This is a genomic window from Paenibacillus sp. P4_E11 (assembly GCF_056401635.1).
In genome coordinates, this window is sequence record NZ_JBFUIX010000004.1 from 146,455 (window position 1) to 160,020 (window position 13,566).

At 52.0% G+C, this 13,566-nt stretch carries 13 protein-coding genes and 1 riboswitch; of the genes, 3 read left to right on the plus strand and 10 right to left on the minus strand.

The window, feature by feature from the left end:
* Positions 1-17: 17 nt before the first annotated feature.
* The gene (locus tag AC1DWB_RS03385) at positions 18-1,130 is read left to right on the plus strand and encodes a Gfo/Idh/MocA family protein (RefSeq protein WP_477539613.1); all 1,113 of its coding nucleotides are present in this window, start codon (positions 18-20) and stop codon (positions 1,128-1,130) included.
* On the plus strand, positions 1,127-2,242 hold the full coding sequence (locus AC1DWB_RS03390) for a Gfo/Idh/MocA family protein (RefSeq protein WP_477539614.1): 1,116 nt from the start codon (positions 1,127-1,129) through the stop codon (positions 2,240-2,242). The genes AC1DWB_RS03385 and AC1DWB_RS03390 overlap by 4 nt, the downstream gene beginning before the upstream one ends.
* 57 nt (positions 2,243-2,299) lie before the next feature.
* Here the strand turns inward: AC1DWB_RS03390 and htpX are convergent, their stop codons facing one another.
* The 7 genes from htpX to AC1DWB_RS03425 form a co-directional block, all read right to left on the minus strand.
* The gene (htpX, locus tag AC1DWB_RS03395) at positions 2,300-3,187 is read right to left on the minus strand and encodes a zinc metalloprotease HtpX (RefSeq protein WP_477539615.1); all 888 of its coding nucleotides are present in this window, start codon (positions 3,185-3,187) and stop codon (positions 2,300-2,302) included.
* A 16-nt stretch (positions 3,188-3,203) separates the two neighbouring features.
* Positions 3,204-3,749, minus strand: coding sequence for a LemA family protein (locus tag AC1DWB_RS03400; protein ID WP_477539616.1), 546 nt, complete (start codon positions 3,747-3,749; stop codon positions 3,204-3,206).
* Between the two features lie 83 nt (positions 3,750-3,832).
* Complete coding sequence (locus AC1DWB_RS03405; protein WP_477539617.1) at positions 3,833-5,206, minus strand: nucleotidyltransferase family protein; 1,374 nt, start codon at positions 5,204-5,206, stop codon at positions 3,833-3,835.
* 216 nt (positions 5,207-5,422) lie between these two features.
* Positions 5,423-6,193 carry a hypothetical protein gene (locus AC1DWB_RS03410; protein ID WP_477539618.1) on the minus strand — a complete coding sequence of 257 codons (771 nt, stop codon included), beginning with the start codon at positions 6,191-6,193 and terminating at the stop codon, positions 5,423-5,425.
* A 43-nt stretch (positions 6,194-6,236) separates the two neighbouring features.
* A complete protein-coding gene (locus tag AC1DWB_RS03415; RefSeq protein ID WP_477539619.1) occupies positions 6,237-6,644 on the minus strand; it encodes a DUF6855 family protein in 408 nt (135 codons plus the stop codon).
* Between the two features lie 136 nt (positions 6,645-6,780).
* The gene (locus AC1DWB_RS03420) at positions 6,781-7,806 is read right to left on the minus strand and encodes a dienelactone hydrolase family protein (protein ID WP_477539620.1); all 1,026 of its coding nucleotides are present in this window, start codon (positions 7,804-7,806) and stop codon (positions 6,781-6,783) included.
* A 35-nt stretch (positions 7,807-7,841) separates the two neighbouring features.
* Positions 7,842-9,149, minus strand: coding sequence for an ABC transporter substrate-binding protein (locus AC1DWB_RS03425; protein ID WP_477539621.1), 1,308 nt, complete (start codon positions 9,147-9,149; stop codon positions 7,842-7,844).
* Positions 9,150-9,621: 472 nt separating this feature from the next.
* Here AC1DWB_RS03425 and AC1DWB_RS03430 point away from each other — a divergent pair, with 472 nt between their 5' ends.
* Positions 9,622-11,019, plus strand: a complete 1,398-nt coding sequence (locus tag AC1DWB_RS03430) for an extracellular solute-binding protein (protein ID WP_477539622.1) — start codon at positions 9,622-9,624, stop codon at positions 11,017-11,019.
* A 323-nt stretch (positions 11,020-11,342) separates the two neighbouring features.
* On the opposite strand, the gene AC1DWB_RS03435 is transcribed toward AC1DWB_RS03430, so the two are convergent.
* The 3 genes from AC1DWB_RS03435 to AC1DWB_RS03445 all read right to left on the minus strand — a co-directional run bounded on the left by AC1DWB_RS03435 (position 11,343) and on the right by AC1DWB_RS03445 (position 13,265).
* The gene (locus AC1DWB_RS03435) at positions 11,343-11,885 is read right to left on the minus strand and encodes a VUT family protein (RefSeq protein ID WP_477539623.1); all 543 of its coding nucleotides are present in this window, start codon (positions 11,883-11,885) and stop codon (positions 11,343-11,345) included.
* A gap of 14 nt (positions 11,886-11,899) precedes the next feature.
* Positions 11,900-12,418: a preQ(1) synthase gene (gene queF, locus AC1DWB_RS03440; protein ID WP_477539624.1), complete on the minus strand. Its 519-nt coding sequence runs from the start codon at positions 12,416-12,418 to the stop codon at positions 11,900-11,902.
* A 184-nt stretch (positions 12,419-12,602) separates the two neighbouring features.
* Positions 12,603-12,646, minus strand: a riboswitch (PreQ1 riboswitch).
* A gap of 187 nt (positions 12,647-12,833) precedes the next feature.
* The gene (locus tag AC1DWB_RS03445; RefSeq protein WP_477539625.1) at positions 12,834-13,265 is read right to left on the minus strand and encodes a DUF6526 family protein; all 432 of its coding nucleotides are present in this window, start codon (positions 13,263-13,265) and stop codon (positions 12,834-12,836) included.
* Between the last annotated feature and the right edge of the window lie 301 nt (positions 13,266-13,566).

A 13,566-nucleotide genomic window follows, 5' to 3' on the forward strand; every position in this document is an offset into this window, starting at 1 on the left:
CAGGGAGCCTATACAATATGAAACCGATTCGACTAGGTATGATTGGCAGTGGAGATATTAGCAACCGATTCTTCGAGCAAGCCGCCAAGCTGGAGGGTGTAAGTTTCGTAGCTACGTGTGCGCGGCGGTTGGCTAATGCAGAGAAGAAGGCTGCTGCATACGGCGTCCCCCGCTCGTATGACGATTACCGCGTTATGATGGACAAGGAAGAGCTGGACGCGGTTGTCGTCACTACCCCTCATTCCGTGCATACGGAGCCTGTGCTAGCTGCATTGGAACGGGGACTGCACGTGTTGAATGAGAAGCCGATGGCTACCTCATTCGAGGATTGCAAGAAGATGGTCGAACTTGCGGAAGCGAAGAATGCCATCTTCATGAGCTTGCCGTATGATCTCAACCCGGCCTTCCTGGCCGCTTCCGAATTCGTCAATGAACAATACATCGGCAAGATTACAGGCGCCGAAGCGCAGCTCTCCCTTCCTGGACCACCGCGCGACAACTGGTATTATGACAAGTCGATCGCTCACGGTGGAGCTGTGCTCGATTGCCTGGTCTATCCAGTCAGCCGGCTCATCGCCTTGCTCGGTCCTGCCGTCAGTGTTATGGCGGAAGTGAATACATTGATCCCGAACCGGATTGTCGGCGGAGGCAAGCGAGTGAAGAGCGATGTCGATGACAACGTCACCCTCATCGTCGAATTCGCAGGCGGTCAGCATGCGGTCATCCGCACACTATGGGGCATGTCCTTCATGCAAAACAACACGATCATCTACGGCCGCAGCGGAACCGTGGCATTGAATGACAGCGGACTGCCGCTTGTCGTGCATTCTCCGGGACAAGCATTGCCGGATGCTGAACCCGTGGTGTGGCGCGGGATCAAGGACTGCTACATACCGCATAGTAAGATCGCAGCCATTCCGAATGAGGATATCATGACCCATTTTGTCCGAGCACTTCGCGCCAGCGAACAACCTGTGCAGAACGGCAAGCAACAGCTGCACGTACACGAGATTATGTTCGCCGCGTACCGCTCCGCAGAATCCGGCGAGCGCTATACACTGACAACCACCTTCACGCCATGGGAGAAGCTGCAGCCCGCGATCTACGATACTCGCAGCAACTACATATGAAACCGATACGCCTAGGCATGATTGGCAGCGGTCATGTCAGCAACCGCTACTTCGAACAGGCAGCCAAGCTGGAGGGCGTCCGATTCGTCGCGACGTGCTCGAGGCACCTGGACAACGCAGAAAAGAAGGCAATCGCCTACGGCGTGCCCCAATGGTATGACGACTATTACGCCATGATGGATCGGGAGGAGCTGGATGCGGTCGTCGTCACGACACCGCATTCAGCCCACGCTGAGCCGGTACTAGCCGCCCTCGAACAGGGGCTACACGTGCTGAACGAGAAGCCGATGGCCACCAGCTTCGATGAATGCAAACGCATGGTCGAGCTTGCCGAGTCGAATGGCTCTATCTTCATGAGCTTACCGTTCGACTTGAACCCCACCCTTCTAGCGGCCAGCAAGTATGTCGATGAACAGGTGATCGGTAAACTTACCGGTGCCGAAGCCCAGCTCTCCTTACCTGGTCCGTGGCGGGACAACTGGTATTACGACAAGTCGGTCGCCCACGGCGGAGCTGTGCTCGACTGCCTGGTCTACCCGGTCAGCCGACTCATCGCCTTGCTGGGCCCGGCAGTTAGCGTCATGGCGGAAGTCGGTACGCTCATTCCGAATCGAATCGTGGGCGATGGCAAGCGGGTGAAGAGCGATGTCGATGACAACGCTACGCTCATCGTCGAATTCGCAGGCGGACAGCAGGCGGTCATCCGTACGCTGTGGGGCATGTCGTTCAAGATGAACAATACGTTGATCTATGGACGCAACGGAACCGTGGCCTTGAACGACAGTGGATTCCCCTTGGTCGTCCATGCACCAGGGCAAGCGGTACCGGATGGGGCCGAACCCGTGACTTGGCGCGGAATCCCGGACTGCTACGTCCCACGTGCAACGATCGCCTCGATCCCGCAAGAGGACGTGATCACGCATTTCGTGCGCTGCCTACGCGCGGGGACACAGCCGATCCAGTCCGGCAGACAGCAGTTGCACGTCCACGAGATCTTGTTCGGCGCCTATCGCTCGGCGGAATCCGGCCGACGCTATTCGCTGACGACAACCTTTACACCATGGACTAATCTACAGCCAGGTATCTTCAATACACGTAGCGAATACATCTAGCCCTAACAAGCGGCAGGCCGCTTCTGCTCTTCCATCTATTCCATGCGATCATAACTCTTACATCTGTTCCAATCTCTCGATTCTCGATTTCATAGACGGGTGGGTGCTGAACCAGCTCCCCCTGTCTTTTTGCCGCGCCCGACTGAACGGATTGGCGATATACATGGATGCTGTAGATTTCTTCGCGGATTGCACATCGAGATCGCTGTCGCTTATTTTGATCAGAGCCTCCTTCAGCCCTGTCGGGTTTCGTGTCAGCTCCACCGCTGTGGCATCGGCCAAATACTCCCGATTGCGGGACACAGCAAAGTGAACGAACCTCGCCGCGAGCGGAGACAGCACAATAAACACCAACGCTATAATTAGTAGAGCCGGGTGGGTCTTCTTATTGCTGTTTCTACGTTGCTGCTGGAACATCATCCTCGATCCCATATCCGCCAGAATGGCAATAACACCAATCAAGGCAATACTGATCGTCATTAACCGAATATCATAATTGCGAATATGCGCGAGCTCATGAGCCGCCACCCCTTCGATTTCCTCGCGATTCAACCTTTCCAGCAGCCCTGTGGTAAAAGCTACACCTGCCTTCTCCGGCTTAATCCCTACCGCAAACGCATTAGGCGATGGATCCTCCACGATATAAATACGAGGCATAGGAATACGAGCTGGAATACACAGTTCCTCCACAATGTTGTACAGTTGGGCATGTTCTTCCCGTGAAGCCTCTCTCGCCCCGGCCATACTAAGCACCTGGGCATTGGCAGACAAGTATGTAATCGGGAGGTATACGATCAACACGACGGCTGCCAGTCCAATGCCGAACCAAATGTCCTCAAGACCCAAGTACCCCACTGCGCTCCCCGTTGCTGCAACCAGGATACTGAAAAGCAGGATCAGTCCTATCGTCCTCCGCTTGTTCTGCTCGATTTGCTTGTATAGCACTGCAGTCACCCTCTACTCAAAACTTAATGTTGGGCACTTGCTTCTCTGCTTCCGGCGTACTGAGCAGCTGTTCTTCCTTGAAGCTGAACATCCCTGCTACCATATTTGATGGAAAAGACTCCCGCTTGATGTTATAGTCTGCGACTGTCTTGTTGTACAGTTGTCTGGAGTAAGCCACCTTGTTCTCCGAAGCCGTCAATTCCTCCTGCAGATTGAGGAAATTTTCGTTGGCCTTCAAGTCCGGATAAGCTTCCCCTAACGCAAAAATCGATTTTAGCGCTCCCTGCAGCTGGTTGTCCGCTTCCATACGTTCCTTGGGCGTGCCGTTCAGCATCTGATTCCGCGCCTCAATTACTTTCGCAAGCGTCTCTTGTTCATGCTTGGCATATCCCTTGACGGTTTCCACCAGATTCGGGATCAAGTCGTGACGCCGCTTCAGCTGCACATCGATTTGACTCCAGGACTCTTTCACCCAGTTGCGCATCTTCACGAACCCGTTGTACGTTGCAATGAGATATACGATTACGATCACTACTACACCAAGCCCTATTAACCATCCCATGTACAGCCCTCCTTATCAATTTCCTAAATGTACCATACCATATCCCTCTGGTATCCCTATCAGTCTTTCTTCCTAGCCACGCCCTACCAACCGTATTGTTCCGGTCCCCATTCTTTGCGAACCAGTTCCTGCTTTTGATAGACCGATGTCCGATTCGGCAAATCTTCTTCCAGGATGACTCCAGAACCAACAATGCTGTTGACACCCACCTTACAGCCGGGCATCAAGATCGCGTTAACACCAGTCCTCGCATAATCGCCCAAATAACTGGCGTTCGCATGCTCTTTCGGGTATTCCCGTCGTCCTTTCACCCTGTGCATCGCATAACGGTCGTCATACCGAAGCGTCCCACACACCGTAGCAGCGCCAAGGTCGGTATGGCTTCCGATAATTCCGTAAAATTCCATATAATGCGTCAAATGGACCACATCCATAGTCAGACCGGCGATCTCAGCGCAATGGGAAATGATACATTTATTACCGATAACAGATCCTGCTGATACTTGGCAGTAATTGCCTATGTAAGTATGATCCCCGATGAGATTGTTGCCGCCCAGGATCGCCCCGTTCTCGATTGTCGTATGGTTGCCTACGATCACATTTCCTTTGATCACCACGTTGCGTCCAATTACACTGCCCTTTCCCAGTTTCACTAAGCCATCTATAGCTGCACTGGGATGGATCGACGCACCTTCCCCAAGTATGCTCTCGGTCAAGCTGTCGCACTGGAGCTTCGCTACCTTCTGGTTGGCCGACAAAATATGCCACGGCTTATCCAGGTCCATGAATATACCTTTCGTTTCTACCGCCGGCACTTCATTTCCCTCTTGGAGATAATCCGCAACCGACATTTCCAGAAATCCTTCCATGGGTGGCATCATACCAACCTGAACATGGGTGAATAACCCTGAATTGGTTTCAACGTAGGGCCAGAACGTATCCGCAAACGCGAACGCGCCAAAACGGTGGGTAAACGGCCTGCGGGGATGTCCCATGATTTGATCCAGCTTACCGTCCAATAAGGTGCAGCAAATCCAATCCTGGGGCAATTCTTCCCTCAGTGGGTCCACTAACGCCACCGCTTCATGTCCTCCCGCTTCGAAACGGGTTATCATTCGTTCTACATCCGCTCTATTCAGCATCGTATCTCCATAGAAGACCAGGAAAGCGAAGTCCTTCACAAGCTGCTTGGCCGCATGCAGGGAATGAGCCGTACCTTTGTTCGGTTGCGTCTGCACGACAGTGACTCGTTGATCGTTCCGAAAGTAATGACGGATTTGCTCAACCATGTTACCGCCAACAATGATGATATTGTCAAATCCAAGTCCTTCGAGCAGCTCCACCTGGTGCCATACAATCGGACGATTGCCAACCGGTATCATGGCTTTGGGGCGAACCTCGGCAAAGGGCCATATCTTGGTACCGGAACCTGCCGCTAAAATAACTGCTGTCTTCATGAGAGACTCCTTCCGCAACTAGGGATCTTATGCAAATTAAAATAGCCGAATACAGAACCATTCTACCGTAAATGTATGGAGGCTGTATATCATTTCATAGCCCTACCGCCTGTCTCATCATCGCGACGAGTAAGTCCCTTCCGGGCACATTACAAAGAGGAGCAAGGCTTGTCAGCCCTGCTCCTCCGTGCTCACCCTTATTCACTTGTCCGTCCATCACAGCGCACCAACAATCCAACCTTCCAGCCGACTCAACTGGAGCTCCTCGCTAGTTAAGGTCGGAAGCGACAGGTAGCGGCCCAGTACGCCGTCGCGATCCCGATCCCGTATCCAGGCCGCAATCGCCCCCGCATCCCGCTCGTGTTCGTTCCATGATGCGTCCACAGTCACTCGCCTGCGATACAACGAAGGATACGCCTCCACAATGACGTGGTGGTTCTCCGGAATGACCACTCCATCGAACGGCCAGAAGTGGACCCGGATTACATTCGCCCGCTGCAGCCTCCTTAGCCGCACGATCCAGGCCAGGCCAGCATGCGTGGAGTAGGACACCGCTCCCTGCAGGCTTTCCCGGCGATCCAGGTCAACAACGCTCTTGGCAGCGGGTGTGAACTCCCGTTCCACCAATCTCTTGAGCGTCGAGCTGTACGGAGGCTGCTGCTGTCTCTTGCCATACTCCACGGAATGCCGCGCCGTCTTCCAGTTCCGACCGAACCAGGTCAGGAATTCGTCCCAGCTGTGCAGATTCAACTCCTGAAGACGCTCGCTTGGGTAGGAAAGCCCATGGTCGAGTCCGATTACCAGAAGTTGTTGGTCCGATCGCAGAGCCTCTACGAGGTACAGGTACAAGTTCTCCCGCGTCCACTTGCGCGGCAGCAGTTCAACCTCCCGATCGGCTTTCGCCCAAGCTACCGCAAGGTTCCGGTTCACGGTACGCGGGTCACCCGCTCCGGAATAGTCTACACCGATGTATCGATCGAACAACATCGCCCACCTCTTCCCGGGGATCTCCTGGTAGAGCGCGCGCTGATTAGATCGCGCGCATCCGATTGTTCCTCGGGTTGTGCTCCACTTCGGCAAGCCCGAGCACTTCCATTAACGGCGGCACATACATGCCGAATCGGCCGCGCAGCCCTTTCTTCAACCCGTACCAGCCCCCGACTGGGTTGTCCGGCGAACGCCCCCAAGCTTCGACTGTGCCTTCCTTGGCCGGCTTCTGCTCATCTGCGCTGCCGAGCTCCATCCAGTCGCCATGCTCCTTCAGCATGGCGTGCAGATCAGCCAGACAGCTATAGTCATAGTGTAGGACCGTCTTGCCTACCGTACATACCAGAATCGCCTTGCCATCCTTCTCATCCTTGTACATCTCGAATTCAGACGTTTGAGGCGGTGTTTGCAGCTTCCATGGATTTGGCTTCGTTCCCAGTTCGTTCGACATCTCGCAGCAGCCCCTTCTTATACATGTGCATGGTATTCTGTATCCAAGATACAACAAGCCGCATGTACAAGCAACAAGAGGGTACGACAGCTCCTACGAACAACTAGTCATCAACGCCTCGTTACTCCACCACAGTCTACATCAACCAACGGTCGAGAAAAGCATACGCCATACTGCGTATTTCCGGTGGGAAATCATGCCCCTTGTCCGTCATGATCGCCTGAAACCGGTCGCCCGCTTCAAGGAAGCGATACAGTTCATGAAGCTCGGTCATACAGGCTCCGATCGCTTGCCAATGCGGGAAGATGTGGTCGCTTTGGCCATAATAATGAAACGACGGTACAGGAGCCGCCAACGCAGCGATTTCGTGAAATTCGAACGGGATCTCATATTGGCTCAAACATTCGGTAATTCGGGGTAAGTGGGTGTACCAATCGCGAATGCCCCAATGCGTCGGCCGATGATCGCCATAGAAGGGGCTGAAGCCACAACTGCTGACCGCCGCCTTGATCCGGCTATCCAGACCGGCCAAGAAATAGGCGTTGTAGCCGCCGAACGAATGACCGATCACTCCAATTCGGTCGGCATTCACGCTAGCCAACGAGCAGAGCAGATCAACCCCTTGCATATGATCAACCGTATTCTTCGCGACAGTAGACCATTCGGGATGCTGATCATAGAACGGCTGGCTGCGGAAGGCGAGAAGCCCTTCGTAGATTCGTTCCCCAGCGGTCAGGGCATCCGGAGCAAGCACGATATAACCGCGCGAGACGAGCTCCAAGCCGTAGCGCCTATTCTCCACACCGTTGGGGGTCGCGACATTCGCCTTGCCCGATTCATGCGTAGGGTGCAGTGCGAGCACGGCGGAGCGGCGTCCGTCTGCCCCCATGCCGCTCACGGATTCATCCGGGATTAACAAGTAGGCGGTGACCGTGTCATCGAATACGGTATTGTACACGAGATGTACCCGCGTATGATCCTGCTCCTTCTCTTCACCCAGCACCTTGTAAGTAATCGGAGGTCGATCAGGTATGCCTCCCATGAAGTCTAACCATTGCTGTTGAATCTCATTTCGTTTGTGGAGCCACTCCGCTCTCTGCTCCACTCCGTCCAACAGTTTGGGGAGGCCACGTTGATTCAATTCGTATAAGTTGTAGCTCATCGTTGTCTGAGTCTCCTATTTGTTGGACTAGGTTCTTACTTCGTCTTGGTCTTCTCCAACTCCACTTGTTTGCGCAACAGGTCATCGGCTTTCCTCAATGCTGTATTCACATCATCCTTACCCAAGGCCGAATTCAGGAAGGCATCCCGCATAAGCGCATCCGCCGTGTTCGTCTCAATCACCGTCATGCCCTTCGCACGTGTCGGGCGTAGTGGAGCGAGCTCGTAATAGCCGACGGCCTTCATATTCTTACCTTTGTAAGCGGCACTGTCTTGACCAAGAACATCCATCATCCCCTTGTTGGCGACTGTCGGTAAAAATCCGTTGCGGGAATCCTTCATCTGCACTTCGTCGCTCAGCATCTCCATGATGACCTTGAACGCCTCATCCTTGTGCTTGCTCTGCTTCGTAATCATCAAGTATCCAGGTGGGAATATACCGATCTTCTTAGGTGCTCCGTCAATAATCGGGATCGACACCATGTCCCAGTTTTTCAGCATGCTCAAGTCAAGGTAGGGCGAGAATATATCAGCATGAATGCCTACGTTGCCTTTCTGGAACAGTGCCCCTTCTTCCGCGAGGGTCGGACGGATTTCGTTGTTCGGTATTTGATAAAACCGCATGTAGTTGTTCAGTATTTTTTTCCACGTATCAAAATTGGACAGTTCATCCTTAGCCGGATCTAGCGTTGAGAGCGAATATTCATTGTACGTTAATAGACTGGAGACATTCGCGCTGAACCCACGGTAAGTGACCCCGTCTTCCACCCGGGTAAGCTTCTTGGCCACCTCATAGACCTCATCCCAGGTCATGCCATCCTTCAAATAAGGTTGACCGAACTTGTCGAACAAGTCTTTGTTGTAATACAGCACGCGCGAGAAGAAAGGGGATACAGGAAGTCCGTATAGTTCTCCGTTCTGGGCCGTCAGATCCATGAAACCCTTAATGAAGATCGGATTAAAGCGGCTCAAGTCATACTTGTATTTCTTAACCAATTCGTTCATATCGTAACCTAAATCCAGGTTCAGGTATCTGGTTTGTACCGTGCTGGATAGTCCGCGAATAATATCAGGAATCTCACCTGTGGCGATAATTTCCTCAATTGTGCTTTGAGGCCCGGTCGACTTCAACCATTTGATTGTGATATAAGGGAACTTTTTCTGTAGAGCGTCCTTGAACCGCTTGTTGAACTCCTCTTCCGATACGCCAAATGCATGAATTTTCAACTCAATCGGCTCAGGTGGTTTCTCCGTCGCTTTCGGAGCATCTACTCCCGGGGTAGTCGTATTCGTTCCACTGCCGCTGCAAGCTGATAGTAAAGCGACGAGTAACAAAACAATCAAGCTACTGTACAACCTCTGTTTACGAACCAATCTGATCGACCTTCCTTTGTCCATATGAATTTTGTTGAACCTATCGTGAATCATGGCTTGTCGCCTGTCAGCAAGATCGTGATGTCCAACAATTCAACTGATCTTATCCGTTCATGAGAAACACCTCCATACATTCAACAAGTCTGCATCGAAAGATAAAAGCGGATACAATGTGATACTTATCTAATACGTATTACTAATTTCAAATATATTTAACACATCAGATATTGTCAACGATAAAACGATCTTAAAAATAAATAATGGGCAACTACACTGTATAACCGTGTTTTATGTGTGAAAAAGTAACTATTCTGATATTTATCTAATATGTAAATTGTTGAAAATCACTTCTGCTATGTATAATCTCTGTTTGACATACTGAAGTATATCTAATAAGATCAATAATCATATCATCGAATATAAGGTTGAGGTTGATACGCCTATGGAACGCCGACCCAGTCGCAAAACATTCCGTCCAAGATTGGATGAACTCGTCTCATCGATTCGCAATCAAATCATTACCGGGAACATCGCACCTGAGCAATATCTGCCCTCCGAGAAATTGCTTGCGGAGCAATATGGATTAAGCGTCCAATCGGTGCGCAAAGGGCTTGATCTGCTCGTCAGTGAAGGGCTTATTGTCAAAGTCCCTAAAGTCGGAAGTCAGGTAGTCGATCCGGCTGAGAAGGGCGCCGTCACGATCCGGCTCGGGTATTCGCCTACCATTCCGGACGATGTGGACATTCACCGGCTCATCGCCATGTTCCACCGTGAGCATCCCAACATTCGCGTCCACGCCGTTCCACTCGGACACAATTCCTACAATCAGTACAAACCGTATCTCGAGAATGGCTTGCTGGACGTCGTTACGATGAACTACAACAGCTTTCTTCAATTTTCCGACAATCACAGCCTCGATGACTTCGACCCGCTCGAACGTAAGGATGAGCTGTACCACTTCCTGTCCGACGCCTTCACGGTAGACGGCCAGCTTCGGGTACAGCCCTTTATGTTCTCTCCGATCATCTTGTGCTACAACCGCAGCCATCTGGCGCAGCTAGGACTTTCAGAGCCGAATAGCAGTTGGAGCTGGGAGCGATTGTTCGAATGCGCGGATGCCTTGCACATTCCGAACGAACGGATCGGCTTTCATTGTTATTTCTCGACACAGAACCGGGCGAGTATATTGCTGATGCAGCGGGGCAAGGCATTTGAGCGTCACGAAGATGGCCGTATTAAGCTGACCGGAACCCGCATGATGGAAGCGATCCGATACGGCCGACAAGTCTATAAGAACAATCCGTCACTGCCGAACAGTCTCATGAATTGGGACACCCAGAAGATCGACATGTTCCGGCAGGGCAAGGTTTCTATCGTCATGACCAGTTATTTTCAACTGAATCACTTATTGGGCACTGACTTGGACTTCGACATCGCCCCCGTCCCTCATTCCGGAGAATCACTAACCACACTACTCACGATCGGATTGGCCGTGAACCGGCACTCCAAGAACAAGGAGGCGGCCCGCAAGCTGGTCGAATTCATGACTTCCTCCAACGCTCAGTTGTTCATCAGGCAGCATACGTGCAGTCTTCCCGCCCGGATCGCAGCAGCCGAGTGGTCGGGTCATGGAACAGATGTCATCAACCGCCCCTCGCGGTTCTCGTTGTTCCGAGAGATCATTCCGAGCTACCGGTTGTTCACCGACATGAACATTGGGGAGAATGAGTACGCTGAGCTGTTCAACGAGCTGAGGCTGTATTGGGCTGGACTGGTAGACGAGCAGACGTTCTGCTCGCGAGTTGAGGCAATCGGGCCGCCTATGATGTCGGCACCTTAGTACAGTGGGGGGCGAGTGGCGGCTCCGTCCGCTGTTGGAATCGGGCCCCTTGAATTTGTTTGTTGGAGACGGGGCCCGATTTCAGGCGGACGCTGTGTCACTTCTCCGCTCCTTTCCCATGCCCTCTTTGCCCTTCTCTTGCTCATGGCACTACGTGTTCCGACGCTCCGCGTCCGGTTTTGCGGACCTTTCAGCGGTGTCAGGTTAATTTCTATTATGTTGTTTTATGAGAAACCCCTGGAGTGATGTACACTCCAGGGGTTCTTGTAGGTTGCAATGAATAAATATTCACGGATTTGCTATCATCGGACACACTTCTAGGCTTACGCCTGCATCGCTTTCCGTGTAACTGGCACAAGCTGAATGACGCCTGAGCCGAGCAGCTGCATGACCGTCTTCACCACGATTTGCCCGATGATCGCATACCCGACCATATCCCATGGCAAGAATCCCGCTCCAAGCGGCGACAACCCGATAATAACGAACACGACACTATCCAGCGCCCCGCCCACAATGCCGCTGTACAGCACTTTAAGCGACATCGGCAGCTTCAGCCGCGTGTAGATCTCGGTATCCGTCGTCTCAGAGAACAGGAACGTGACCGCCGAAGCAAGTGTAATCCACAGCGTGTCACCCAGCGCGTAAGAAGTTACCGCGGACAACAGCATGGCGGATCCAATGGCGATATACGTGTTCCTACGTCCGATCGCGTTCTGCACCAGATCACGCAAGATGAACGTCGCCCCGATCAGGAACGAGCCGACCGGCACGATGAATTTGCCCCAGATGAGCGGGTCACTGCTGGCTGTGAGTACATTGGCAAGTGTAATGCCTAGCAAATACAAGATGATCCAAGTTGTTTTCATCCGAATCACGCCTCCTATCGGTTATCGACTTTCTCAGGATACAGATCATGGTTCATCAAGCGATGCTCCGCCATCTGCTCATACTTCGTGCCAGGCTTGCCCCAGTTGCAGTACGGGTCGATGGAAATCCCGCCACGCGGTGTGAACTTGCCCCACACTTCGATGTAGCGCGGATTCATCAGCGCGATCAGATCATTCATGATGATGTTCATGCAATCCTCGTGGAAATCTCCGTGGTTGCGGAAGCTGAACAAATACAGCTTGAGCGACTTGCTCTCCACCATCCGAACGTCCGGAATATAGGAGATGTAGATCGTGGCGAAATCCGGCTGGCCGGTCATCGGGCATAAGCTCGTGAACTCGGGACAGTTGAACTTGACGAAGTAGTCTCGACCCGGATGCTTGTTGTCGAATGCCTCCAGCACGTCCGGTGAGTAGTGGAACGGGTACTTCGTCCCCTGATTGCCAAGCAGCGTAATGTCTTGAAGCTCTTGCTCGCTTCGACCGGCATTCGAATGGGTGTGTACGGACATAAAAAAAATCTCCTCTCTTTTCTGCGCATGGCCGCTTAGCGGTCGCGAAAAGAAGAATGAGATTCCGGAACTGGCTCATCATTAAAAACTTAGAGGACACGTAAAAAAGGGCACTGATGCGGAAATGAATAGGCGGAACAGCGAGTAAGAACGCTGCACGGACTTCACCTAGGGCCGCGAGTGCTTGTCGTTAGTTTTTTATAGAGGGAGTTTCCGAACCTCTCCCGGAGCAAGCCCCGGCTTTTCTTCTTCAATTGCTGCTATCCTTCGTAGGATAGCATAGCTTCGGGCGGCTGACAATACACACATTCTGGGTTACGCAAAAAAGCCGTACGTCTGCTTACAAAGGAACTGGGTTCCCCTATTCGCCAACGCACGGCACGACTACACTCTTATGTTCTGTAACTTGGCACGCTTATACTCGATAGTGGTCCGCTCTCCAATGCGTGATGGACTGCTTGATCTTCCCAGGCTCCATCCCCGTATCAGCGGCTTTCTTGCAAAGCTGAGGAAAGGTGTCATCCTCGGCGAAACGGAGGGCAATGATCTGCTGCAAGGTGAGTCTGGCATCCAACGGTTTGCCGGTTAGATGAATATGCCGGAGGTTCTCTTCTTTAAGAATCATGCGATCCTGCAGCTTAGTTGCGAATACTCGGACTAACACCACCAGTATCGCAATACAGAGTGAACAACCGAAGATTAATAGCGACGAATAGCTGAATGCCTCTCTGATCGTGTGAACAATGGACGCAATGAAGATAATAATCGAGAGCGGCGTCAGAATGAAATGATACAAAGGTACAAATTTTTTATGATTGGCATACGTTTGCGGTTCGAATTTACTCATTTTTTGCTGCCTCCTTGTTATTGGATTGTCTGATCTGTTGGAACTGCCACCCGATTCACATCATCCCAACTTATGCCGTTTGAATTGAATGTCTATTACTCCTAATATACCATACCTAGCGATTAACCATAATCAGGATATGCAAAAATAATAGTTTCAACAGCGGTGGATTTGCTTTAGTCGGACAGACTCCTTGATGGACATGGATATATACCTCTAGAACGGGGGAGAGGGTGACACGTAACACGCAAGGGGGATTTCCTGCTATAATGGGTTCAATGTTTGCCGGATTATTCGCACG